Source organism: Xaviernesmea oryzae (genome assembly GCF_900109605.1).
Classification (GTDB): Bacteria; Pseudomonadota; Alphaproteobacteria; order Rhizobiales; family Rhizobiaceae; genus Xaviernesmea; species Xaviernesmea oryzae.
Window position 1 is genome coordinate 85,744 of the sequence record NZ_FOAM01000020.1, and the last position, 23,127, is coordinate 108,870.

At 63.7% G+C, this 23,127-nt stretch carries 22 protein-coding genes; 18 read left to right on the forward strand and 4 right to left on the reverse strand.

The window, feature by feature from the left end; translation table 11 throughout:
* The first annotated feature begins 199 nt into the window (after positions 1-199).
* From odhB to BMX61_RS20800, 7 genes are all read left to right on the forward strand, one after another.
* Positions 200-1,450 carry a 2-oxoglutarate dehydrogenase complex dihydrolipoyllysine-residue succinyltransferase gene (gene odhB / locus BMX61_RS20770; protein ID WP_075628095.1) on the forward strand — a complete coding sequence of 417 codons (1,251 nt, stop codon included), beginning with the start codon at positions 200-202 and terminating at the stop codon, positions 1,448-1,450.
* Between the two features lie 222 nt (positions 1,451-1,672).
* A complete protein-coding gene (locus BMX61_RS20775; protein ID WP_075628094.1) occupies positions 1,673-2,086 on the forward strand; it encodes an MAPEG family protein in 414 nt (137 codons plus the stop codon).
* 26 nt (positions 2,087-2,112) lie between these two features.
* Positions 2,113-2,766, forward strand: coding sequence for a LysE family transporter (locus BMX61_RS20780; RefSeq protein WP_075628093.1), 654 nt, complete (start codon positions 2,113-2,115; stop codon positions 2,764-2,766).
* 39 nt (positions 2,767-2,805) lie between these two features.
* Positions 2,806-3,561 carry an SDR family oxidoreductase gene (locus BMX61_RS20785; protein WP_075628092.1) on the forward strand — a complete coding sequence of 252 codons (756 nt, stop codon included), beginning with the start codon at positions 2,806-2,808 and terminating at the stop codon, positions 3,559-3,561.
* Between the two features lie 26 nt (positions 3,562-3,587).
* Positions 3,588-4,991 (forward strand): dihydrolipoyl dehydrogenase, encoded by a 1,404-nt coding sequence (lpdA, locus tag BMX61_RS20790; RefSeq protein WP_075628091.1) that lies wholly within the window; start codon positions 3,588-3,590, stop codon positions 4,989-4,991.
* Positions 4,992-5,129: 138 nt separating this feature from the next.
* Positions 5,130-5,621, forward strand: a complete 492-nt coding sequence (locus BMX61_RS20795) for a cytochrome b (protein ID WP_075628090.1) — start codon at positions 5,130-5,132, stop codon at positions 5,619-5,621.
* Positions 5,622-5,790: 169 nt separating this feature from the next.
* The gene (locus BMX61_RS20800; RefSeq protein WP_234794774.1) at positions 5,791-6,204 is read left to right on the forward strand and encodes a DUF2867 domain-containing protein; all 414 of its coding nucleotides are present in this window, start codon (positions 5,791-5,793) and stop codon (positions 6,202-6,204) included.
* A 20-nt stretch (positions 6,205-6,224) separates the two neighbouring features.
* Here the strand turns inward: BMX61_RS20800 and BMX61_RS20805 are convergent, their stop codons facing one another.
* Together BMX61_RS20805 and BMX61_RS20810 are read right to left on the reverse strand one after the other, a co-directional pair.
* Positions 6,225-7,274, reverse strand: a complete 1,050-nt coding sequence (locus tag BMX61_RS20805; protein WP_075628164.1) for a TraB/GumN family protein — start codon at positions 7,272-7,274, stop codon at positions 6,225-6,227.
* Between the two features lie 175 nt (positions 7,275-7,449).
* Positions 7,450-8,385 (reverse strand): tyrosine recombinase XerC, encoded by a 936-nt coding sequence (locus BMX61_RS20810; RefSeq protein WP_075628088.1) that lies wholly within the window; start codon positions 8,383-8,385, stop codon positions 7,450-7,452.
* 232 nt (positions 8,386-8,617) lie between these two features.
* Between BMX61_RS20810 and BMX61_RS20815 the strand changes: the two genes are divergently transcribed.
* The 10 genes from BMX61_RS20815 to BMX61_RS20860 all read left to right on the forward strand — a co-directional run bounded on the left by BMX61_RS20815 (position 8,618) and on the right by BMX61_RS20860 (position 20,918).
* Complete coding sequence (locus tag BMX61_RS20815; RefSeq protein WP_075628087.1) at positions 8,618-9,523, forward strand: GNAT family N-acetyltransferase; 906 nt, start codon at positions 8,618-8,620, stop codon at positions 9,521-9,523.
* 77 nt (positions 9,524-9,600) lie between these two features.
* Positions 9,601-10,731: an AAA family ATPase gene (locus BMX61_RS20820; RefSeq protein WP_075628086.1), complete on the forward strand. Its 1,131-nt coding sequence runs from the start codon at positions 9,601-9,603 to the stop codon at positions 10,729-10,731.
* Positions 10,732-10,899: 168 nt separating this feature from the next.
* Positions 10,900-13,113 carry a primosomal protein N' gene (locus BMX61_RS20825; RefSeq protein WP_075628085.1) on the forward strand — a complete coding sequence of 738 codons (2,214 nt, stop codon included), beginning with the start codon at positions 10,900-10,902 and terminating at the stop codon, positions 13,111-13,113.
* 278 nt (positions 13,114-13,391) lie between these two features.
* Positions 13,392-13,778, forward strand: a complete 387-nt coding sequence (locus BMX61_RS20830) for an AGROH133_08824 family phage infection protein (protein ID WP_075628084.1) — start codon at positions 13,392-13,394, stop codon at positions 13,776-13,778.
* 268 nt (positions 13,779-14,046) lie between these two features.
* Positions 14,047-14,607, forward strand: coding sequence for a F0F1 ATP synthase subunit delta (locus BMX61_RS20835; protein WP_075628083.1), 561 nt, complete (start codon positions 14,047-14,049; stop codon positions 14,605-14,607).
* Positions 14,607-16,139 carry a F0F1 ATP synthase subunit alpha gene (atpA, locus tag BMX61_RS20840; protein ID WP_075628082.1) on the forward strand — a complete coding sequence of 511 codons (1,533 nt, stop codon included), beginning with the start codon at positions 14,607-14,609 and terminating at the stop codon, positions 16,137-16,139. Before BMX61_RS20835 ends, atpA begins: the two co-directional genes overlap by 1 nt.
* Positions 16,140-16,270: 131 nt before the next feature.
* The gene (locus BMX61_RS20845; RefSeq protein ID WP_075628081.1) at positions 16,271-17,152 is read left to right on the forward strand and encodes a F0F1 ATP synthase subunit gamma; all 882 of its coding nucleotides are present in this window, start codon (positions 16,271-16,273) and stop codon (positions 17,150-17,152) included.
* 64 nt (positions 17,153-17,216) lie between these two features.
* The gene (gene atpD, locus BMX61_RS20850) at positions 17,217-18,689 is read left to right on the forward strand and encodes a F0F1 ATP synthase subunit beta (protein ID WP_075628080.1); all 1,473 of its coding nucleotides are present in this window, start codon (positions 17,217-17,219) and stop codon (positions 18,687-18,689) included.
* 134 nt (positions 18,690-18,823) lie between these two features.
* Positions 18,824-19,228 (forward strand): F0F1 ATP synthase subunit epsilon, encoded by a 405-nt coding sequence (locus BMX61_RS20855; RefSeq protein ID WP_075628079.1) that lies wholly within the window; start codon positions 18,824-18,826, stop codon positions 19,226-19,228.
* 259 nt (positions 19,229-19,487) lie between these two features.
* Positions 19,488-20,918, forward strand: a complete 1,431-nt coding sequence (locus BMX61_RS20860; RefSeq protein ID WP_092742973.1) for a mannose-1-phosphate guanylyltransferase/mannose-6-phosphate isomerase — start codon at positions 19,488-19,490, stop codon at positions 20,916-20,918.
* 41 nt (positions 20,919-20,959) lie between these two features.
* Here the strand turns inward: BMX61_RS20860 and BMX61_RS20865 are convergent, their stop codons facing one another.
* The gene (locus BMX61_RS20865; protein ID WP_075628078.1) at positions 20,960-22,063 is read right to left on the reverse strand and encodes a saccharopine dehydrogenase family protein; all 1,104 of its coding nucleotides are present in this window, start codon (positions 22,061-22,063) and stop codon (positions 20,960-20,962) included.
* Between the two features lie 134 nt (positions 22,064-22,197).
* On the opposite strand from BMX61_RS20865, the gene BMX61_RS20870 reads away from it, so the two are divergent.
* Positions 22,198-22,653, forward strand: coding sequence for an Lrp/AsnC family transcriptional regulator (locus BMX61_RS20870; RefSeq protein ID WP_407703808.1), 456 nt, complete (start codon positions 22,198-22,200; stop codon positions 22,651-22,653).
* A gap of 160 nt (positions 22,654-22,813) precedes the next feature.
* Here the strand turns inward: BMX61_RS20870 and BMX61_RS20875 are convergent.
* Positions 22,814-23,127, reverse strand: a 314-nt coding sequence (locus BMX61_RS20875) for a transposase (protein ID WP_139198976.1), incomplete at its 5' end; no start/stop codon positions are given.

A 23,127-nucleotide genomic window follows, 5' to 3' on the forward strand; every position in this document is an offset into this window, starting at 1 on the left:
CCGATCGCCTTGAGCCCGGCTCAGGCCGCCCGTCGATCCGCCGCTTTCGCCCGCATCTGCCCTTTTGGCAGAGGGGCGGGGCGGAGGGGTAACGGGCGGCGGGCCGGCTTGTCCGGCATCTCATTGCTCATCCTGAGACATGGCGCCTGACCGGCGCCAATCGAAACGCAAGACACGAACAACATCAGGACTTCAGATCATGGCCACAGAAATCCGCGTTCCAACCCTTGGGGAATCCGTCAGCGAAGCGACGGTCGGCACCTGGTTCAAGAAGGTCGGCGACATCATCAAGGCCGATGAGCCGCTGCTCGAACTCGAAACCGACAAGGTGACCGTCGAAGTCCCGGCGCCGGCCTCCGGCACGCTGTCGGAAATCGTGGCGCAGGCCGGCGAGACCGTCGGCCTTGGCGCGCTGCTCGGCCAGATCGCCGCTGGCGCTGCCGCCTCGGCCCCTGCCGCAGCCGCTGCTCCGGCTGCCGCTCCAGCCCCTGCGGCTGCTCCGGCTCCTGCCGCCGCAGCTGCCCCGGCAGCCTCCGCCCCGGCGGCTTCGTCCATGCCGCCGGCCCCGGCTGCCGCCAAGCTTCTGGCTGAAAACAACATCTCCGCCTCCGATGTCGATGGCTCGGGCAAGCGCGGCCAGGTGCTGAAGGGTGACGTTCTCGCCGCCGTCAAGACCATCGGTCAGGCCGCACCGGCCGCTGCCGAAGCGCCGAAGGCCTCCACCCGTGGCCCGTCGGCCGCCGAGGATGCGCCGCGCGAAGAGCGTGTGAAGATGACGCGCCTGCGCCAGACCATCGCCAAGCGGCTGAAGGATGCCCAGAACACCGCCGCCATGCTGACCACCTATAACGAGGTGGACATGAAAGCCGTGATGGACCTGCGCAACCGGTACAAGGACGTGTTCGAGAAGAAGCACGGCGTAAAGCTCGGCTTCATGGGCTTCTTCACCAAGGCTGTCACGCATGCGCTGAAGGAACTGCCGGCTGTCAACGCCGAGATCGACGGCACCGACATCATCTACAAGAACTTCTGCCATGTCGGCATGGCCGTCGGCACCGACAAGGGCCTGGTCGTGCCTGTCATCCGCGATGCCGACCAGCTGTCGATCGCCGGCGTCGAGAAGGAACTCGGCCGTCTCGCCAAGGCTGCGCGCGATGGCTCGCTCTCCATGGCGGAAATGCAGGGCGGCACCTTCACCATCACCAATGGCGGTGTCTATGGTTCGCTGATGTCCTCGCCGATCCTCAACGCCCCGCAGTCCGGCATTCTCGGCATGCACAAGATCCAAGAGCGCCCCGTGGTCGTCGGCGGCCAGATCGTCATCCGCCCGATGATGTATCTGGCACTCTCCTACGATCACCGGATCGTCGACGGCAAGGAAGCCGTCACCTTCCTGGTGCGCGTCAAGGAAAGCCTGGAAGATCCGGAACGCCTGGTTCTCGATCTCTGATCGACGAGCCTTAGGCAGGCCGGGGCCAGCGCCCCGACCTGCACCTCTGCATCGTGCTTTCGATCGCGATCGATCAAGGACGAACGCAGCAGACTGAACGTGCGACGGCACCGTGTTTCATGAGAGGCACGATGCCATGTTTCCGGCTTTGCGGGCGACCGTCCGCAAAGCCTTTCGCCTTGTCCCGCCAGGCCCATGTCGCGCCTGGAAAGAGAGTGCGCCATGGATCCGATGATGTTCGATGCCTCGCCCTTTCCCGCGCTGATCGCCTGGAGCGTGGTGCTGCTCTTTATCCATATCGGCCTTCAGAGCGTGATCGCAACGCGGGAACTGGGATCGACCTGGAATGCCGGCCCGCGTGACGACGAAAAGAAGCCGAAGGGCAAGTTCGCCGGCCGCGCCGAGCGCGCCTCCTTGAATTTCCGCGAGACCTATCCGGCCTTCATCGCGCTGGCGCTGGTGCAGATGTTCACGGGCGATCCGACGGATTGGGGCTTTTATGGCGGCTTGGTCTGGTTTCTCTGCCGCATCGTCTACGTGCCGCTCTACCTCTTCGGCATTCCCTACATCCGGTCCTTGGTTTGGCTTGGCTCCGTAGCAGGCCTTGTCATCATGGCCTTCCATCTGATCTTCTGATCCGACAACGCTAAGGACCAAGGACGATGACACCCTATCTTTTCGAACTCGCCTCGCTGATGGCGGTCTTTTCCTTCGCCATCGTCTCGCCCGGCGCCGATCTTGCCATGGTCATGCGCCAGTCGATCGCCCATGGCCGCCGGCAGGCGATCATCACCAGCTTCGGCATCGGCACATCGCTGATGTTTCACGTCACCTATACGATCCTGGGTCTTGGCCTGATCATTTCCCAGTCGATCACCCTGTTCAACATCATCAAATGGTGCGGCGTCGCCTATCTCGTCTATATCGGCGTTAAAGCGCTGAAGGCGAAAAAGGCGGAAACGCCACTGGAGGCTTCGGGCGAGGCACCCGATGCCGGTAGGCTCCCGCGCCGCCAGTCACCCGCCAAGGCCTTTCTGCTCGGTTTCGCCGCCAATGCGCTGAACCCGAAGCCGGTCTTCTTCTTCCTGTCGATCTTCTCCACCGTGGTCAGCGCCCACACGCCCATCGAGGTGAAGTTCGTCTATGGCCTGGTCATGGCCACGGCGCTGGTCACTTGGTTCGTCGGTGTCAGCCTGTTCATGACGACACCGCGCATGCGCGCCGCCTTCACCGGCATCAGCCATTGGATCGACCGCGCCAGCGGCGCCGTCTTCATCGCGCTCGGCGTGAAGCTGGCCATGGAAAAGGCGAGCTGATGCCAGCAATGGCGATGCTTGGCGTTGAGGAGAGATCCCATGGCAGATGACCGTCCTGTTCTGTTGGTCACCGGCGCCAGCCGCGGCATCGGCGCTGCCATTGCCCGCGGCGCAGCCGAACGCGGCTGGCAGGTCCTGGTCAATTACCTGTCGAATGCGGCAGCAGCCGAAGCTCTTGTGACGGCCATTTCCGATGCAGGCGGCAAGGCCTTAGCGGTCCAAGGCGATACCGGCACGGAAGAGGGCATTGCCGCGATCTTTTCAGCGGTAGACGGACGCTTCAGCCGGTTGGACGGCCTCGTCAACAATGCCGGCGTGGTCGACAGGACGGCGCGGGTGGACGAAATGTCCCGTGACCGGTTGGAGCGGATGTTCGCCATCAATGTTATCGGCAAGATCCGCTGTGCCTCCGAGGCCGTCAAGCGCATGTCGACGCGCCATGGCGGACGCGGTGGCGTCATCGTCAATATCTCCTCCATGGCCGCAGTACTCGGCAGCGGCGGGCAATATGTCGACTATGCCGCCGCCAAGGGTGCCGTCGACACCTTTACCATCGGCCTTGCGCGCGAAGTCGCCGCCGAGGGCATCCGCGTCAACGCCATTCGCCCGGGGATCATCGATACAGACATCCATGCCTCTGGCGGTCTGCCGGAGCGTGCACGGGATCTGGCACCGACCGTGCCGATGCAACGCGCCGGAACGGCGGAGGAAGTGGCCGAAGCGGTACTGTACCTGCTTTCACCCCAAGCCTCCTATGTCACGGGCGCCATCATGAACGTCAGCGGCGGCAGATAGCCGCCCCAGCAAGGAAAGTTTCAGCAATGGCTTACGATATCATCGTGATCGGCACGGGCCCCGGCGGTTATGTCTGCGCCGTCAAGGCGGCCCAGCTCGGCCTCCAGGTCGCGGTCGTCGAAAAGCGCGCGACCTATGGCGGTACCTGCCTCAATGTCGGCTGCATCCCGTCCAAGGCGCTGCTGCACGCCTCGGAAATGTACCATGCCGCCCATCATCTCGACGGGCTCGGCATCGAGATCGGCGAAGCGCGGTTGAACCTCGACAAGATGATGGCGCACAAGGATGCGACCGTGAAGTCGAACGTCGATGGCGTGGCTTATCTCTTCAAGAAGAACAAGATCGACACCTTCCAGGGCACAGGCCGCGTGGTCTCCGCCGGCAAGGTCTCGGTCACGGCAGAGGACGGCTCGGCCCAGGAGCTTGAGGCCAAGGCGATCGTGATCGCCACGGGATCGGATGTCGCCGGCATTCCCGGCGTGCAGGTCGATATCGATGAGGAGGTCATCGTCTCCTCCACCGGCGGCATCGCGCTGAAGCAGGTGCCCGGCCATATGGTCGTCGTCGGCGGTGGCGTCATCGGGCTGGAGCTGGGCTCGGTCTGGGCGCGCCTTGGCGCCAAGGTGACCGTGGTGGAATATCTCGATTCGATCCTCGGCGGCATGGATGGCGAAGTGTCCAAGCAGTTCCAGCGCATGCTGGCCAAGCAGGGACTGACCTTCAATCTCGGCGCCAAGGTCACCGGCGTGACGCGTACCGAGAGTGGCGCCAACGTGACTTTCGAGCCGGTCAAGGGTGGGGAAGCCCAGACGATCACTGCCGATATCGTTCTGGTCGCCACCGGCCGCAAGCCCTACACGGCCGGCCTCGGCTTGGAGGAGGCCGGCGTGGCGCTGGACAATCGCGGTCGCATCGAGATCGACAATCATTTCCAGACCAATGTGCCCGGCATCTTCGCCATCGGCGACGTGGTCAAGGGCCCGATGCTGGCCCATAAGGCCGAGGATGAGGGCGTGGCGCTGGCCGAGATCCTCGCCGGCCAGCGTGGCCATGTGAACTACGACGTCATTCCCGGCGTGGTCTACACTCAGCCGGAGGTCGCCTCAGTCGGCAAGACCGAGGAAGAGCTCAAGGCCCAGGGCATCGCCTACAAGGTCGGCAAGTTCCCCTTCTCCGCCAATGGCCGCGCCCGCGCCATGCTGGCCACCGATGGCTTCGTCAAGATCCTGGCCGATGCCGAGACCGACCGCCTTCTCGGCGGCCATATCATCGGCTTCGGTGCTGGCGAAATGATCCACGAGATCGCGACCGTGATGGAATTCGGCGGCTCGTCGGAAGATCTCGGCCGCACCTGCCACGCCCATCCGACCATGTCGGAAGCCGTGAAGGAAGCCGCGCTCGCCACCTTCTTCAAGCCGATCCATATGTAAGCGACGGACGGGCGGCTGTCGGCCATCTGTCGACGCCTCCATGAAAGTTTTTCGATGCCATCCGCCCCGCTTGCGCCCGCAGGCGGGGTGCTTCTTTATGGCGCCTCTCCTGCCTTGAACGAACGAGGAGTTCGCCCGATGCGTCCAGCCATCTATTCCTTGCCCCAGCGCGCGCTGCACTGGCTGATGGCGTTGTTGATCTTCTTTAACCTGATCTTTTCCGACGGCATGGAGCACTGGGCCCGGCTGATGCGACATGGCCAGCCGGCTACGCCTGACGACGTTGGCGCTGCCAATATCCATGCCTATGTCGGCATCGCCATCCTCGTTCTCGCGCTCTGTCGCCTGGTTTTGCGCCTCGTTCAAGGCGCGCCTGAGCCGCCTGCGGATGAGCCACCGATCTTGCGCCTAGCCGCCAAAGCAACGCATAGCTTGTTATACATCCTCTTCTTCGCGATGCCCTTGTCAGGGATAGCCCGCTATTATTTCGGTGTGGAGGTAGCGGGCTTTCTCCATGGCGGGCCGATGAAGGTGCTGCTCTGGGCTTTGATCGCGACACATGTCGCTGGCGCGCTCGCGCATCAGTTCCTCTGGAAGAGCAATGTGCTGGCGCGCATGACGCGGGGCTGAAGGCGCGGCATTTCGCCCTCTTTCGGCAGGGGTCGGATCGGTGAAGAGTAAAGGCACCGAAACCGGACCGCTTTCATGATTCCTGTCCCGACCGCTCAAACTGTGGCTGATCCCCCTGCCTGGCGCCGATTGGTTCGATCGCTACGAGATCCATCTGGAAGATGCCAGCCTGAGCGCGGGCGAGGCTGCCCATCGCATCCTGGCCAATCCGCCACCATGGGCCACACCCTTGATGCGGCTGCGCAATGCGCTTGTGCGGCTGGCGGGTCTTCGCGGCGTTGCCTTACAGGCAGGGGCCGGGGCCGGCGGCTTTCCCATTCTCGAAGACGGGCCCGAACGCTGCGTGCTCGGCTTTGACGATCGACATCTGGATTTCCGGATCGTCGTCGAACGCGACGAGGCCGAAACAGGCTCTCTCCTCGCCGTCACCACGCTGGTGAGGCGGCATAATGCTTTGGGCCGGGTCTATCTGGCAGCTGTCGGCCCCTTCCACAGGCTGATCGTGCCCGCAAGCCTTCAGCGTCTGCAGCCACAGGGCAAACGTCCTTATCGGGCGGCAGGCTCGGGGCACGGGCGGGTTTGATCGAACCTGCTCTCGCCGGCTTAATTGGCAGGGCTGATGCGAAAGCCCTTCTCTCGCAACAGTGCGATCACGCCCGCTTCGCCGGGCAGATGCAGCGCACCGACGGCCATGAAGACGCCGCCCTGGTCGAGAGCGGGCGCGGCGCGGGTCGCCATCACGCGGTTTCGGTCGAGGATGATCCGCTTTTCGAAATCGGCGCTGACGCCTTTTTCTCCCCCTCCCTCGGCGCCCGCGGCCTCCATCATCGGTAGGATCATCCCTATCGATCCGGCAAGATAGAGACCGGTGGTGGTGCGCATCACGTCCTGCACCTGATCGCCCATGGCAAGAGTTTCCAAAAGGGCGGAAAGGTGAAACTCCACCGGCAGGCTGTTCATCGCCTCCACCTGCTCGGCCAGAGTCTCCAGTCCCTTTAGATGTTTGCCTTCCTTCAGCGCGCGATCGGCAAGTTGCTTGTCGAGAAAGGTGTCACCCGCCGCTTTGCGCTGCAGTTCGCAGGGCGGCAGCGCCACGAAGCTTGCCAGCATCCAGGGCCGCATGCGCGCCACGAGATCGAGCGACAGGCCGCGTGCCGCTAGGCCGGTCTTCAGCTTTTCGCGTTGATCTTCGTCCAGATAATCGTTGATGGTCTTGCCATCGGTCAGCATGGTCAGGTCGGGCCGGGACATCAGCGAGGCGGCCGCCTTGCGATCATCGGCGATCTCGTCGGATTCGACGATGACCGTGCCGGCACGGGTGAAAGCTTCGGCGGCCCCTTTCGGCATGGCCAGCACGCGCGGATCGGAGACATGCATGGTGCCGAGCAGATAAGACGGAGCGACACCAGGCTTTTCCACGCGCCAGAAAGTGCCCTGCGCATTGGGCACGTCCGCTGCCTCCGCCTCGATCCGCGCCAAGCGCTCCGGCGCGGTCCGCCGCCAGAGATCGATCAGATCCTGACCGCCGCAGTCGGCTGCCTGGGACCTGCCGGCGACGGCGAGAACGAAGACCAGGGTCAGCAGGACTAGCAAAGGGCCAAGCGCGAAGAGGCGCGCCAGCCATAAAAGCAACGCATCGCCGGGCGCGGTCATCGCGCCCGTCAGGCCAGCGGCGACGACGCGCCGACCCTCCCGCTTCCTGTCGCGTGGCCAGCCAGGCAGATTGCCGATCATGCTCTCAACTCCTTGCCGCTGCCATCGGCAACGATCGCGGTTCCGGCTCAGTCACTCTTCAGATCGCCGTGCTATCATAGGCGTGCGGCCGCGATCAGGCGCGGGGATGGGCGCGGTCATAGACATCGAGAAGGCGAGCCGCGTCCACGCCGGTGTAGACCTGGGTCGTGGAGAGACTGGCATGGCCGAGCAATTCCTGAATCGAGCGCAGATCGCCGCCGCCCGCCAGAAGATGCGTGGCGAAGGAGTGGCGCAGTGCATGCGGCGTGGCGCTGTCGGGCAGGCCGAGCGCGCCACGAAGCTTCTGCATTTCTCGCTGGATGATACCCGGATTGAGCGCGCCGCCCTTGGCGCCACGAAAAATCGGGGCGGGCGCCGACGGCTGATAGGGGCAGAGGCGCCGATAGGCAGCCACGGCCTCGCGTGCGGCCAGAAGAAGCGGCACCAGCCTCGTCTTGCCGCCCTTGCCTGTGATGCGCAGCACGGTCGGCTCGCCGGCGAAATCATCGGCGGTCAGTCCCAGCGCTTCGGAAATGCGCAGGCCGCATCCGTAAAGAAGCGTGAGCAGCGCGGCATTGCGCGCGGCGATCCAGGGCTCCTCGGCAAGCTGGCCCTCCTGCGAGACGACGGCCAGCGCTTCGCCGGCCGAAAGCGGCTTGGGCAGGGAGCGCGGCTGGCGCGGCGCGCGCACGGCCCGCGCACCGGCCGCATTCACCAGGCCCTGCCGCTCCAGATGGCGCAGGAAGGAGCGGATGCCGGCCAGCCCACGCCCAAGCGTGCGCGCGCCGACCCCCTCGCGCCGGCGCGTGGCCAAAAAGCCGCGAAAATCGGCCGGCTGCAGCTCGCGCAGGTCGTCGAGCCCGGCAGGGCCGCCGACATGGCCGGTCAGGAAAGTCAGGAATTGCCGCGTGTCGCGCTCATAGGCGTCAACGGTTTCGCCGGAAAGACGCCGCTCGCTCATCAGCGCGATCAGCCAGGACTGGCGGGCGGCCATCAGCTCCGGCGTGCCGATCACCAGGATTTCGTTCATTGCGCCCTCTTTCCAAAGCCTGTGTCGAGCCGTGCAAGCTCTCGCCTCAGCCTGTCTGGCATTTCCTTGCCGATTTCCTAACGTCCTCTTGGAATTCGTCATCCGTCGATCATATTCCCTTGCAAAGACTGGAACCGGGCCCGCGCACTGGCGGGAGGATCGGGCAAAGCGGAGGCGACGCCGGCGTCAGGGCGCACCGGCTCCTTCGGCCGGAAAGCAGGGGGAAGGCAGGATGTTGACCAGACCCGGGACGACCACGCTGTCGCAACTGGCCGAGCGCATTGCGCTGGTCTCCCAGGGGCAGCCCGGCCACATCGTCGATACGCTGATCGCCGAGCGCGGCGGCCGGATCATTGCCAGCCCCTTCTGGCCGCTGATGCGACCTTTTCTCTACAGCCTGCTGCATTACCGCCAAGCGATCGGCTTTGCCGAAGGCGTTGCCAACTTGCCGGGTTTTCAGGCCTTCGAGTTCATCAGCCAGTTGCTGGCGCTCGACATTCTGGTCGATCGTGCCGAGCGCATTCCCGAGCAAGGCGGATTCCTGCTGGTCAGCAACCACCCGACCGGCATCGCCGACGGCATCGCCGTCTTCGACCTGCTGAAGCACCGCAGACCCGATATGATGTTCTTCGCCAATCGCGATGCCATCCGGGTCAATCCGCGCTTTGTCGAGATGATCATCCCCGTTGAATGGCGCGACGAGCACAAGAGCAAGCTGAAATCGCGCGAAACGCTGAAGATCACCAATCACGCCATTGCCGAACGCAAGGCGACCATCCTGTTCCCCTCCGGGCGCATCGCCTATTGGGCCGATGGCCGGCTGAACGAACGGCCCTGGAAGACGTCTGCCGTCAGCTTCGCGCGCAAATACGACCTGCCGATCCTCCCCGTTCATATTTCCGCGCGCAATTCCGGCCTGTTCTACTGGTTCGCCAAATGGTCGACCGAGCTGCGCGACATGACCGTATTTCACGAGCTGTTGAACAAGAAAAACAACAGCTTCCATTTCACCATCGGCGAGATGATCAGCCCGGACGCGCTCGATGGTGACCCGGCCGACGTGACGCGCGCGCTGGAGAGGCATACGGTTCATGACCTCGCTCGCGATGCCGATGCGGTGTTCTCTGCGAGGGTTTAGAGAGAACGATCCCGGCGGCATAGGATGCGCTCCAACCTCTTTGCCTTTCGGGTCAGGCTATCTATAATCGCGACCTCATGAAGCTGCGCTCTCTCCAAGCTCAGGGCTATCGCTCGCTGCGCGCCATCGATCTCGATCTTTCGCAGGTCAATCTCTTCGTTGGCGAAAACGGGGTCGGCAAGTCCAATCTCTATCGCGCGCTGCAGCTCCTGCAAGCCGCCGCCACAGGCCGGCTGGCCGAAGAGATCGCGGCGGAGGGCGGCATGGGCTCGGCGCTCTGGTCCGGCCAGCGCCGCAAGACCGAGCCGGCGCGCATCATCCTTTCGGCCGAACTGCTGGACGACGAGCGTGCCGTCACCTTTCGCTATCGCGCCGAGGCTGGCCTGCGTCCGCCCCAGGCTGCGGTCGGCTTTGCGCTGGAGCCGCAGATCAAGGAGGAGGAGCTGAGCGTGGAGACGGGCCACACGCCCGTCGCGATGATGCGACGCAAGGGTCCAGCCGTCTTCGTGCGCGACGAGAGTGGTCGGATGGTGGATTATCCCGAGCGGGCGATGACATCGGAAACCGCGCTGGCCATGCTGGGCGATGCCGGCCATTATCCGGAGATCGGCACCGTCCGGAGCCTTCTGGAGCGCTGGCGCTTCTTCCATGGCTTTCGCACGGATCGCGATTCGCCGCTGCGCAGGCCATGCCTGGCCATTACCGCCCCGCTTCTGGCCGAGGATGGCGCCAATCTCGCTGCCGTCTTCGCGACGCTGTCGGTTACGCGTGAGGATACGGCAGAGCTCGATGCGGCCGTGTCCGATGCGCTCGGAGGTGCCCGGCTGATGATCCCCGAGCCGGGAGAGACGGCCTCCTTCGGCTTGGTGCTGCCGGAATTTCCCCGCAGGGTGTTCCAGCCGCGCGAGCTGTCGGATGGGCAGATCCGCTTCCTGGCGCTGGCCGGCGCGCTGCTCTCCTACCGCCGGCCACCCCTGATCGCGCTCAACGAGCCGGAGGCAAGCCTGCATCCCGACATGCTCGCCCCGCTCGCCCGGCTGGTGGCAGAGGCATCGCGCGACAGCCAGATCTGGGTTGTGACCCATTCCGAAAAGCTGGCGACGGAGATCGCCGCCCGGGCGAGCGCGCAGCGCTGGACGGTCACGCGGGAAGAGGGCGAAACCCGGCTCGTTGCAGGGATCGCGTCACGCAACACCCGCCATTCTTAAGACGAGGCGGTCGAGGGAAACCCGGCGTACAGCCATGCCGGTAACGCCTGCGATGCCGGCGGCTGAGTACCACGCGGAAGCCGGGCCTATTCGAATTCCGGCGAGAAGGCCTTGGCCATGCGTTTTCCGGTTCCCATTTGTTCCCCATCCATGCATGGTCCGGCCGCAATGGGAAAAGATTCGCCCACTCTCCTCGACAGCCTGTTTGCCGCGCCGGCCGCACGCACCGTTCCCGTGCTTGTGCCCATGCCGGCACCCAAGCCCTATTCCTATCTCGTGCCCGAGCACATGCATGTCGAGCCCGGCTCGATCGTGCAGGTGCCGCTTGGGCCGCGGCAGGTCATGGGCCTGGTCTGGGATGGCGAGGACAAGCCGGATGTCGATCCGAAGAAGCTGAAGAGCATCACCCATGTCTTCGACTGCCCACCCTTGAAGCGCGACATGCGCGCCTTCCTGGACTGGGTTGCCGCTTACACGCTTTCGCCGCCCGGTCTGGTGGCTCGCATGGCACTGCGCGCGCCGGCCGCGCTCGACCCCGAACCCATGGTGGAAGGTTTGAGGCTTACGGCTGCCCGGCCGGACCGGATGACGCCAGCGCGCGCACGCGTGATCGAAACGGCGAGCAACGGCCTGTTCTGGACCCGCTCGGGCCTTGCGCATGCCGCCAACGCCTCCTCCAGCGTGATCGACGGGCTTCTGGCGCAGGGTGTGTTCGAAACCGCCTTCATGCCGCCGCCGCCCGTCGTGGCGGCGCCAGAGCCGGACCATGCACCTGTCAGTCTCGATCCCGGCCAGGCCCGCGCGGCGGACGTGGTCTGCGCCGCAGCCCGACGGGGCGGGTTCGACGTGGCGCTGATCGATGGCGTCACCGGATCGGGCAAGACCGAGGTCTATTTCGAAGCGATCGCCGAAACCCTGCGCCGGGGCCGTCAGGTGCTGATCCTGCTGCCGGAAATCGCGCTCACCGCCGCTTTTCTCGACCGGTTCGAGGCACGCTTCGGTGCCAAGCCCGCGGAGTGGCATTCCGAGCTTGCGCCGCGCACGCGCGAGAAGGTCTGGCGCCAGGTGACGGAAGGGGGTGTGCGCGTGGTTGCCGGCGCGCGCTCGGCGCTCTTCCTGCCCTTCAGCGATCTCGGCCTGATCATTGTCGACGAAGAGCATGACCCCGCTTACAAGCAGGAAGACCGGGTCTTCTACAATGCCCGCGACATGGCGGTGGTGCGTGCCCGACTTGGCGATTTTCCGCTGGTGCTGGTGTCCGCCACGCCCTCGCTGGAAAGCCGGGTGAATGGCGAGATCGGCCGCTATCGGCCCGTGCATCTACCGACGCGCTTTGCCGAGGCGGCGCTTCCTGATCTCGGCCTGATCGACATGCGTCGTCATCCGCCGGCGCGCGGCGGCTTTCTCTCGCCGGTGCTGATCGAGGCGATCGGCAAGACCGTGAGGCGCGGCGAACAGGCGCTGCTCTTCCTGAACCGCCGTGGTTACGCGCCCTTGACGCTCTGCCGCGTCTGCGGCCACCGCTTCCAATGCCCGCAATGTTCCAGCTGGCTGGTCGAGCATCGGTTTCGCAGCCAGATCCAATGCCATCACTGCGGCTATGCCGAACGCACGCCGGACGTCTGCCCGGAATGCGGCACGTTCGATCATCTGGCGGCTTGCGGACCCGGCGTGGAGCGCATCGCCGAAGAGATCGACGGACATTTTCCCGAGGCCCGGACCATCGTGCTCTCCTCCGACCTAATGGGCGTCAAACGCTTACGCCTCGAGCTGGAAGCGATCGCCAAGGGCGAGGCCGATATCGTGGTCGGCACGCAGCTGGTGGCCAAGGGCCATAATTTTCCGCTGATGACGCTGGTCGGTGTCGTCGATGCCGATCTCGGCCTTGCCAATGGCGATCCGCGTGCGGCCGAGCGCACTTTCCAGCTCTTGAGCCAGGTGACCGGCCGCGCCGGGCGCACCGGGCGCAAGAGCCACGGCCTGATCCAGACCTACCAGCCGGCTCACCCCGTCATGCAAGCCATCGTTTCGGGCGATCGCGAGCAGTTCTACGAGCGGGAGACGACTGAACGGGAGCGCGCGCTGCTGCCGCCCTTCGGCCGGCTGGCTGCCATCATCGTTTCGGCAGATACCCGAGGGGAGGCCGAAACGCATGCGCGTGCGTTGCGCCAAGCCGCTCCAGTGCCCGGCGATATCCGCATTCTCGGACCGGCCGAGGCGCCGCTCGCCATGATTCGCGGCCGCCATCGCTTTCGTCTGCTGGTTCACGGCAAGCGCTCCAGCGACATGCAGGCCTTCATGCGAGCCATGATCGCGGCAGGGCCTAAGCCGCGCGGCACGCTGTCGGTGCAGGTCGATATCGATCCGCAGAGCTTTCTGTAGGCTCTGACCGACGCAGGCGCCCCTGGTCTGATCGCGGACACAAAGCTTACCAAAGCGGCGCATGCGCACACCCGGTTTTTCACGCGACTCGAAAGACCGGCCCCGCGCCAGCGTTGCAGGCTTGCATGCTCAGGCCTAGAAAGCAGATATCGGCGCCTGTTCCAGCTTGACTTGCGCTGCCGGGCAGCGTCCTTTCGCAGCCAAACCAGCGCGTAACCGAGCGGCCAGGCGGACCAACCTGCTCGCTCGCGCCCGTGCAAGATGACAATGGCAGGCCCATGGACGTTTACATTCCGCATGAGACCGGCGAATTCGTCGCCTTTTGCGCCGCGCTGCTGACCATGGTGCTTTCTCTGCCCTTTCTTTTCGCCCCCGCCGCCAGCCTCAGGCTTCTCGGCCTGATGCCGCGCGAAGGTCGCCGTGGGGTCTATGCGGAGGCGCGTTCGACGCTCGGCGGATTTCCGCTCGGCCTCGGCCTTGCCGCCGTGCTGCTTGCCCAGCCCATGGTCTATCTCGCGCTCGGTGCGGCTTACGCACTGGCTGCCTTTGGCCGGCTGCTGGCGATTCTCTCCGATGATGCCGGAACACTGGCCAACTGGGCTCTCCTGATCCTGCAGATCGCTCTTGCTGTGGCACCGCTCGCTTACGTCTTCGGCTTCCTCTGACCAATAACCGGCAACAGACAGCCGAAAGCGCCGCGCAAGCGCCAAACCATGTCGAAAATGCGGCCAGACGCCCTAGAACCGGGAAAAGCCGGGCGGCTTCATGTTGCGAGTCCAGATATCCTATGCTAGACGGACCCCGACTTATGGGGGAAGCAGGCCCGGCAAGGCTTGGACGTCCTGAGGAATACAGCAACAAATTCAAGGTTTTCAGCTTACGGCTCCGGCCGCAGCCAGACAGCTTGAATTCAGCAGCGAGAAACACGCGCCCGTGGCAGAACCATCCGAGCTCATTTCCGGTGTTGCAGAACGGTACGCCTCGTCTCTTTTCGATCTGGCTCTGGAAGCCGGCTCGGTGGAGGCTGTTGGCTCCGACCTCGACCGTTTCCAGGCCCTGATCGATGAAAGCGCTGATCTCAAGCGCCTGATCGTCAGCCCGGTCTTCACCTCAGACGACCAGTTCAAGGCCGTCTCGGCGATCGTCGAGAAGGCCGGCATAACCGGCCTGGTCGCCAATTTTCTCAAGGTGGTGGCCAAGAACCGCCGGCTCTTCGCGATCCCGGGCATCGTCCGGTCGTATCGCGAGATCGCGGCGCGCCATCGCGGCGAAGTTGCCGCGCAGGTCACCTCCGCCCATGCGCTCAACGATGCGCAGATCGAAGAATTGAAGGCGGCGCTGAAGAGCGTCACCGGCAAAGACGTGGCGGTGAATCTCACCGTCGATCCGTCCATTCTCGGTGGTTTGATCGTCAAGGTCGGGTCCCGCCAGATTGACACTTCCCTTCGCACAAAGCTCTCGAGCCTTAAGCTTGCACTGAAAGAGGTCGGCTGATGGATATCCGCGCCGCGGAAATTTCCGCAATTCTCAAAGATCAGATCAAAAATTTCGGCCAGGAAGCGGAAGTTTCCGAGGTTGGCCAGGTCCTGTCCGTCGGCGACGGCATTGCCCGCGTCTACGGTCTCGACAATGTCCAGGCCGGTGAGATGGTCGAATTCCCGGGCGGCATCCGCGGCATGGCGCTGAACCTCGAAGCCGACAATGTCGGCGTCGTCATCTTCGGTTCGGACCGCGCCATCAAGGAAGGCGATACCGTCAAGCGCACCGGCGCGATCGTCGACGTTCCGGTCGGTCCGGAACTGCTCGGCCGCGTGGTCGACGCGCTCGGCAACCCGATCGACGGCAAGGGCCCGATCAACGCGACACGGCGCGCCCGCGTCGACGTCAAGGCACCCGGCATCATTCCGCGCAAGTCGGTTCATGAGCCGATGTCCACGGGCATCAAGGCCATCGACGCACTGATCCCGGTCGGCCGCGGCCAGCGCGAGCTGGTGATCGGTGACCGTCAGACCGGCAAGACCGCCATCATCCTGGACGCCTTCCTCAACCAGAAGCCGATCCACGACAACGGCCCCGAGAACGACAAGCTGTTCTGCGTTTACGTCGCCATCGGCCAGAAGCGCTCGACCGTCGCCCAGTTCGTCAAGGTGCTCGAAGAGCGCGGAGCCCTGCCCTATTCGATCGTGATCGCCGCCACGGCGTCCGACCCGGCGCCGATGCAGTATCTGGCGCCCTTTGCCGGCTGCACGATGGGCGAATATTTCCGCGACAACGGCCAGCACGCGCTAATCGCATATGACGACCTGTCCAAGCAGGCCGTCGCTTACCGTCAGATGTCGCTGCTGCTGCGCCGTCCGCCGGGCCGCGAAGCCTATCCGGGCGACGTCTTCTATCTGCATTCGCGTTTGCTCGAGCGCGCTGCCAAGCTCTCCGACGCCCGTGGCGCCGGCTCGCTGACGGCTCTGCCCGTCATCGAAACCCAGGGCAACGACGTCTCGGCCTTCATTCCGACCAACGTGATCTCGATCACCGATGGCCAGATCTTCCTGGAAACCGACCTGTTCTACCAGGGCATCCGCCCGGCCGTGAACGTCGGTCTCTCGGTCTCGCGCGTCGGGTCTTCGGCCCAGATCAAGGCGATGAAGCAGGTTGCCGGCTCGATCAAGGGTGAGCTTGCCCAGTATCGTGAAATGGCGGCCTTCGCGCAGTTCGGCTCCGACCTCGATGCCTCGACGCAGCGCCTCCTCAACCGTGGCGCCCGCCTGACCGAACTCCTGAAGCAGCCGCAGTTCTCGCCGCTGAAGACGGAAGAGCAGGTCGCGGTGATCTTCGCCGGTGTCAACGGCTACCTGGACAAGCTGCCGGTCGCCAAGATCGGCGCATTCGAACAGGGCCTGCTGTCTTACCTGCGCTCCGAGGGCAAGGGCGTTCTCGACGCCATCCGCACGGAAAAGCAGATTTCCGACGACACCAAGGGCAAGCTGAAGGGCGCACTCGACACCTTCACAAAGTCTTTCGCCGCCTAATCGGCAGGACTCCTTCTCGCCGCGCGCCAATCCTTCCAGACGGTGCGCGGCGTCTTCGAACGACCAGCGAGAACGGGCGAAGCGCAAGCCGCCCGATCGTGAGACAAGCGCCAGCCTAGGACGAACACCGGATGCCGTCACTTAAGGATCTGAAAAACCGGATCGCCTCCGTCAAGGCGACGCAGAAGATCACCAAGGCGATGAAGATGGTCGCCGCGGCGAAGCTTCGGCGCGCCCAGGAGGCTGCGGAAGCCGCGCGTCCCTATTCGCAGCGGATGAGCGTCGTTCTCGCCAACATCGCCCAGGCCGTCGGCACGGATGACAGCGTACCGCGCCTGATGACCGGCACCGGCCAGAGCCAGACACACCTTCTGGTCGTCTGCACGGCCGAACGTGGCCTGTGCGGCGGTTTCAATTCCCAGATCGCCCGTTTTGCCCGCGACCATATCCGTCGCCTCCAGTCCGAAGGCAAGACAGTCAAGATCATCTGCGTCGGCAAGAAGGGCTATGATATCCTTCGTCGCGACTTCAACGCATTGATCGTCGACCGTATTGATCTGCGTGAAGTCAAGAAGATCGGCTTTGCCAATGCCGACGAGATCGGCAAGCGGATCATCGCACTGTTCAACAAGGACGAATTCGACGTCTGCACGCTGTTCTATTCCGAGTTCAAGTCGGTCATCAGCCAGGTGCCGACGGCGCTCCAGCTCATCCCCGCCGCCGTGCCTGCGGCCGAAGCCGCGCCCGAATCCGCAGCGGCTATCTATGATTACGAGCCGGATGCCGGCGAAATCCTGAACGACCTTATTCCGCGCAACATTTCCGTGCAGATTTTCCGGGCCTTGCTCGAAAACGTCGCGGGCGAAATGGGCGCCAAAATGAGCGCGATGGACAATGCCACGCGCAATGCCGGTGAGATGATCAATAAGCTGACGCTGTCCTACAACCGCCAGCGTCAGGCGCAGATCACCAAGGAACTGATCGAAATCATTTCGGGCGCGGAAGCGCTTTAAGGAACAAGAGGGCAAGGACATGGCTCACGAAGCGACCCCCCATCACAATAAGAAGACGCGGGCGATGGCCGAGTCTGCAGGCTCGGTTTCCGTCTCCGGCTCCGTCAAGGCTGCCGGCCGCGTGACGCAGGTCATCGGCGCCGTTGTCGACGTGACCTTCGAGGAAGGCCAGCTTCCGGCGATCTTGAACGCGCTGGAAACCGACAACAACGGCAACCGCCTCGTTCTGGAAGTGGCCCAGCACCTCGGCGAAAATGCCGTGCGCACCATTGCCATGGACTCGACTGAAGGTCTGGTTCGCGGCCAGCAGGTTATTGACACCGGCTCCCCGATCCTGGTTCCGGTTGGCGATGAAACGCTCGGCCGCATCCTCAACGTCATCGGCGAGCCCGTCGATGAGCTCGGCCCTGTTCCGACGCAGGCCCGCCGCGCAATCCACCAGCCGGCTCCTGATTATGTCGAGCAGTCGACGGAATCGCAGATTCTCGTCACCGGCATTAAGGTCGTCGACCTCCTGGCGCCTTATGCCAAGGGCGGCAAGATCGGCCTGTTCGGCGGCGCCGGCGTTGGCAAGACCGTTCTGATCATGGAACTGATCAACAACGTCGCCAAGGCGCATGGCGGTTACTCGGTCTTCGCCGGCGTGGGCGAACGCACCCGCGAAGGCAACGACCTCTATCACGAAATGATCGAGTCCAAGGTCAATGTCGATCCGCATGAACATGGCGGTTCGGCTGCCGGCTCCAAGTGCGCGCTGGTCTATGGGCAGATGAACGAGCCCCCGGGCGCCCGCGCCCGCGTGGCCCTGACCGGTCTGACCATTGCCGAAGACTTCCGCGACAAGGGCCAGGACGTTCTGTTCTTCGTCGACAACATCTTCCGCTTCACCCAGGCAGGTTCGGAAGTGTCTGCTCTGCTCGGCCGTATCCCGTCGGCCGTGGGCTATCAGCCGACACTCGCCACCGACATGGGCGCGCTTCAGGAACGCATCACCACCACGACCAAGGGTTCGATCACCTCGGTCCAGGCCATCTACGTTCCCGCCGACGACTTGACCGACCCGGCCCCGGCCACCTCCTTCGCGCATCTGGATGCCACGACCGTTCTGTCGCGTTCGATCGCCGAAAAGGGCATCTACCCGGCCGTCGATCCGCTCGACTCGACCTCGCGCATGCTCGACCCGATGATCGTCGGCGAAGAGCATTACGAGGTTGCCCGTAAGGTGCAATCGACCCTGCAGCGCTACAAGGCGCTTCAGGACATCATCGCCATCCTCGGCATGGACGAACTGTCGGAAGAGGACAAGCTGTCGGTGGCGCGCGCCCGCAAGATCGAGCGCTTCCTGTCGCAGCCCTTCCACGTCGCCGAAGTCTTCACGGGTTCGCCGGGCAAGCTCGTCTCGCTCGAAGACACCATCAAGGGCTTCAAGGGCCTCGTGAATGGCGAATACGACCACCTGCCGGAAGCCGCCTTCTACATGGTCGGCTCGATGGACGAGGCGATCGCCAAGGCCAAGAAGCTGGCCGCCGAAGCCTGATGACATCTGGGGGACGACGCGGATGACGCGCCGTCCCCCGATCCTGTGCGTGGCTTCCCGCATTCCTGAGACCGATACACGCTGCCGCGGAAGGCTTTCATTCGCAGCGCGCTTCAAAACCCAAGCGGACGATCATGGCTGACTTCACCTTCGAGCTCGTATCCCCTGAACGTCTCCTCGTTTCCGAAACGGCGAGCGAAGTCGTGTTGCCCGCAACCGAGGGCGAAATGACCGTGATGGCCAATCACGCGCCGACGATGACCACCATCCGCCCGGGCGTCGTCACCGTGAAGTCCGCCGGCAAGGTGTCTCGCTACGTCGTCTTCGGTGGATTCGCCGACATCCTGCCCTCTGGCTGCACCCTTCTGGCGGAATCGGCCGTTCCGGTCGATGAATTCGACCGCACGCTGATCGAGCGCCGCATTGAGGAGGCGCGTAGCCATCTCGACAATGGCGATCATGCCGACGAGCACAAGACCCGTCTGGAGCAGTTCCTCAGCGAGCTGACCCATCTGAACGGCGTTCTCAATCCTGCTTGAGACGCATCCGATCCGGCATCGGCCAAAGGCGCCTTCGTGGCGCCTTTTTCTTTGGCCTACGGCTTGATCTGCGGACAACGGCGAGCTTCGATGGTGCGGCATTGGTCTGTTGGAAGCAGCAAAACGCCGCCCGAGTCGCAACGGCATTCGTGGACTTGCTAAATTGCAATCGGCTTAGTAGGCGTCCACCGCGTTTACACAGATCAAGCGATCGGCAAACGTTTCCTGGCGTCGCCAGAACGGCCTGACAGGAGAGACCATGTCTGCGAAGAAGATCGTCCCCGTCATCATGGCAGGTGGCAAGGGCACGCGCCTCTGGCCGCTGTCCCGCGCGGCCGCGCCCAAGCAATTCCTGCAGTTTCTGGGCGAGCATTCGCTGTTTCAAAAGACGTTGCAGCGCGTCAGCGATCGCGACTGGTATGCGCCGGCGCTGATCGTCACCAATTCGCAATTCCGCTTCCTTGTCGCCGAGCAGGCGCAAACCGTGGGTGCTCCGCTTGCGGGGATCCTGCTCGAACCTGTGGCGCGCAACACCGCGCCGGCGCTGGCGGTCGCTGCCTTGACGGTCGCGCGGGATTTTGGTGCTGACGCCATCATGCAGGTGCTGGCATCCGACCACGAGATCGAAGCCGGCACTGTCTATTTCGATTGTATTCGGCTCGCCAGAGATACGGCGGCGGCCGGCAAACTGGTGACCTTCGGCATCCAGCCGACAGAGCCGGCGACCGGCTATGGCTATATCGAGACCGGCAGCGCCCTGCCTGATGGCGCCCATACGGTGGCACGCTTTGTCGAAAAGCCCAACCAGGCCCGCGCCGTGGAACTTTTGGCCAGCGGCCGCTACCTCTGGAATTCCGGCATGTTCATGCTCCCGGTCGGCCTGTTCCTGGACGAGATCAGGCGCTATGAGCCCGCCGTGCTGGAGGCCAGCGAGAAGGCGCTTGCCGCTGCCCGACGCGATCTCGATTTTGAAAGGCTGGACGAATCGGCCTTCGCGGCCGCTCCCGATATTTCGGTCGATTATGCCGTCTTCGAGCGGACGGACCATGCTGCCGTCGTCCCATCGGCCTTTGCCTGGTCAGATCTCGGCAGTTGGGACTCGGTTTGGGCGATTGGCGAGAAGGACGAGAACGGCAATGTCCTGGGGCAGAAAGCCACCGTCAGCGCCACGCGCAATTCCCTCGTGCTGTCGCGCGATATTCACCTTGCCGTCCATGGCATGGAAGATGTGGCGGTGATTGCCAGCGAGGATGCCGTTTATATCGGCCGGATGGCCGATAGCCAGAACGTCGGCCAGATCGTCAAGACGCTTGCCGCCTCGGCTGCCACGCGCGGGCTAACGGAGACCCATCCGACCTCCTACAAGCCCTGGGGCTCGGTGGCCTCGGTCATCTCCGGTGATCGCTTCGAGGTCAAGAGGCTGATGATTCAGCCTGGACGCAAGATCTCTCTGCAGAAACATCATCACCGTTCGGAACATTGGGTCGTGGTGCGCGGCACGGCGGAGGTGACGATCGGCGAAGACACGCGGCTGCTGCACGAGAATGAGTCGGTCTATGTCCCCCAAGGCGTGGTGCATCGCCTCTCCAATCCGGGCAAGATCCCCCTGGAGCTGATCGAGGTGCAGACCGGTTCCTATCTGAAGGACGACGATACCGTCCGCCTGCACGACGAATTTGGCCGCGCCTAAGCGCGGCCGGACGAAAGATGCAATAGCGCTCGTGCGCTTGGTCAGGAGGCGAGCCGCGCGGCCTCCGCGGGCGTTGCATAGAGGGCGCCGAAACGGTTTTCCAGGAAATCGGCAAGCGCGATCTCTTCCTGGCGGATGAAGCCGCGCGACGGCAGCGCACCAGTGGCCAGCATGTCGAGCACGGCGCAAATGCTGCCAGCGGTGGTGATCTGAATGGCGCTCATCCGTCGGCCGGCCACAAGTCCAGCATAGATCTTGTTGGCATAGGTTTCCTGCACCAGTCGCCCATCCTGCCAGCCGGAAACGGTGACGAAGACGATCACGACATCCTGCACCGTCGTTGGCAGCGCATGTTCGAGAATATCTTTCAGCACCTCACGCCGGTGCTTGAGCCCGAGATCGTTTAGCAGCGCCTTCATGATGGCGGCGTGGCCGGGATAGCGGATCGTGCGGTAGTTGAGTGTGCGCACCTTATCCGCCAGGGTGTCGCACAGAGTACCAAGCCCGCCCGAAGTGTTGAAGGCCTCATAGGTCACGCCGTCGAGGGAGAATTCCTCGCGCTCTTCCAGCGCCGGCACCAGCGTCGGCCGGCCCTCGACGATCGCCTCGCAGGGTTCGATATATTCGTTGATGACCCCGTCCGTGCTCCAGGTGAGATTGTAGTTGAGGGCATTGGACGGATATTGCGGCAGAGCGCCGACGCGCATGCGCACGGTATCGAGCCGCTCGAATCGGCGGGCGAGATCCTGGGCGACGATCGAAATAAAGCCTGGGGCCAGGCCACATTGCGGAATGAAGGTGCTATGAGCCGTTTCAGCGATCTCGGTGACCCGCCGGGTCGAGCGCACATCTTCCGTCAGATCGAGATAATGGACGCCGGCGCGGGCCGCCGCTTCGGCAATCGCTACCGTCAGATGAAAGGGCGCAGCGCTCAAGACGGCGAAGCGCCCTGCAAGCAGCCGCTCCAGCGCGCCCGCATCGGCGACATCCACCTCCGCCGTTTCCACCGCCGGATGGCGCTCCAGGCGCGCAAGCTGATCGGCGGAACGATCTGCCACGGTCACCTGATAATCCCGCGTTTCAGCCAGAAGATGCGCAATGGTCGCGCCGATCTTGCCTGCCCCAATAACCACGATCTGCTTCATAAGCGTCTCTCCCTCAATGCCCGAGCCATCCTGCGGAATGCGGCCCCGCAGCCGCTGTCAGGCTTGACAATGCGGCGAGATCCTGTCGGTCTGAAGCGTGATTTTGCACATTCTGCAGGATCATTCTCGGCACTATGCAGGATCAAAATGACGGAATGACAGATATATCGACGAAGGATCGGGAACTCATCGCCGTCCTGAGCGAAAATGCTCGTTTGCCGACGGCGACCATTGCCAAGCGCCTCGGCCTGTCGCGTACGACCGTGCAGGCCCGTATCGAACGCCTTGAGCGGTCGGGGATCATTGCGGGCTATGGTGTCAGGCTGTCCGAGGAGTATGAGCGGGGTCTGGTGCGTGCCCATGTGTTGATTACGCTGGCGGCCAAGGCGCTGCCCAAGGTGACGCAGGCGTTGGCGGGGATGGAGGAGGTACGTATGCTGCACTCGGTGAGCGGCAGCTTCGACCTGATCGCCTTGCTCGCCGCACCGTCCATCGGCGCGCTTGATCTGGTGATCGATGCGATCGGCGCCTTGGACGGCGTGGAGAAGACCCTGTCGTCTATCATTCTATCGACGCGCATCGCGCGCTGAACCAGGTCGCTATCGCGCGCCATGCCCGCGAACGCGCGGAGACAAACGCAAACCGCCGCGCGCCATGGAGAGCGCGCGGCGGTTTGAAAGGGATCGTCTGGCCTTCGCTTAGCGCGTCAGACCGAAATCGTCATTGTCCGACCCTTAAAGCATGTCGCATTTATTCAGCCTCATATCCTGCGGCTTTGAAGAAGTTTCGGCATTCGGTGACGGAGAAGAGGCTGATGATGTCACCGAGGGCTTGGGCAAGCGCGTCGAAGCTTCTGGCGGCTCGCTTTCGTAAGAGCGCCTTGAGCTTTGAGAACGCCATTTCGATGGGGTTCAGGTCCGGCGAATAGGGCGGCAGGAAGAGCAGCCACGCTCCCTTGGCCTTGACCAACTGTTCTGCTCGTTCACTTTTGTGGAAACCGACATTGTCGAGAATGACGACATCGCCGGGCGACAGTGTCGGCACAAGCTGTGTCTCGATCCAGG

What these genes read in the sequence shown, in the direction of transcription:
- odhB (WP_075628095.1), top strand. Translation starts at nt 200, where the DNA reads ATGGCCACAGAAATCCGCGTTCCAACCCTTGGGGAATCCGTCAGCGAA.
- BMX61_RS20775 (WP_075628094.1), top strand. Translation starts at nt 1,673, where the DNA reads ATGGATCCGATGATGTTCGATGCCTCGCCCTTTCCCGCGCTGATCGCC.
- BMX61_RS20780 (WP_075628093.1), top strand. Translation starts at nt 2,113, where the DNA reads ATGACACCCTATCTTTTCGAACTCGCCTCGCTGATGGCGGTCTTTTCC.
- BMX61_RS20785 (WP_075628092.1), top strand. Translation starts at nt 2,806, where the DNA reads ATGGCAGATGACCGTCCTGTTCTGTTGGTCACCGGCGCCAGCCGCGGC.
- lpdA (WP_075628091.1), top strand. Translation starts at nt 3,588, where the DNA reads ATGGCTTACGATATCATCGTGATCGGCACGGGCCCCGGCGGTTATGTC.
- BMX61_RS20795 (WP_075628090.1), top strand. Translation starts at nt 5,130, where the DNA reads ATGCGTCCAGCCATCTATTCCTTGCCCCAGCGCGCGCTGCACTGGCTG.
- BMX61_RS20805 (WP_075628164.1), bottom strand. Translation starts at nt 7,274, where the DNA reads ATGACCGCGCCCGGCGATGCGTTGCTTTTATGGCTGGCGCGCCTCTTC.
- BMX61_RS20810 (WP_075628088.1), bottom strand. Translation starts at nt 8,385, where the DNA reads ATGAACGAAATCCTGGTGATCGGCACGCCGGAGCTGATGGCCGCCCGC.
- BMX61_RS20815 (WP_075628087.1), top strand. Translation starts at nt 8,618, where the DNA reads ATGTTGACCAGACCCGGGACGACCACGCTGTCGCAACTGGCCGAGCGC.
- BMX61_RS20820 (WP_075628086.1), top strand. Translation starts at nt 9,601, where the DNA reads ATGAAGCTGCGCTCTCTCCAAGCTCAGGGCTATCGCTCGCTGCGCGCC.
- BMX61_RS20825 (WP_075628085.1), top strand. Translation starts at nt 10,900, where the DNA reads ATGGGAAAAGATTCGCCCACTCTCCTCGACAGCCTGTTTGCCGCGCCG.
- BMX61_RS20830 (WP_075628084.1), top strand. Translation starts at nt 13,392, where the DNA reads ATGGACGTTTACATTCCGCATGAGACCGGCGAATTCGTCGCCTTTTGC.
- atpA (WP_075628082.1), top strand. Translation starts at nt 14,607, where the DNA reads ATGGATATCCGCGCCGCGGAAATTTCCGCAATTCTCAAAGATCAGATC.
- BMX61_RS20845 (WP_075628081.1), top strand. Translation starts at nt 16,271, where the DNA reads ATGCCGTCACTTAAGGATCTGAAAAACCGGATCGCCTCCGTCAAGGCG.
- atpD (WP_075628080.1), top strand. Translation starts at nt 17,217, where the DNA reads ATGGCCGAGTCTGCAGGCTCGGTTTCCGTCTCCGGCTCCGTCAAGGCT.
- BMX61_RS20855 (WP_075628079.1), top strand. Translation starts at nt 18,824, where the DNA reads ATGGCTGACTTCACCTTCGAGCTCGTATCCCCTGAACGTCTCCTCGTT.
- BMX61_RS20860 (WP_092742973.1), top strand. Translation starts at nt 19,488, where the DNA reads ATGTCTGCGAAGAAGATCGTCCCCGTCATCATGGCAGGTGGCAAGGGC.
- BMX61_RS20865 (WP_075628078.1), bottom strand. Translation starts at nt 22,063, where the DNA reads ATGAAGCAGATCGTGGTTATTGGGGCAGGCAAGATCGGCGCGACCATT.
- BMX61_RS20870 (WP_407703808.1), top strand. Translation starts at nt 22,198, where the DNA reads ATGCAGGATCAAAATGACGGAATGACAGATATATCGACGAAGGATCGG.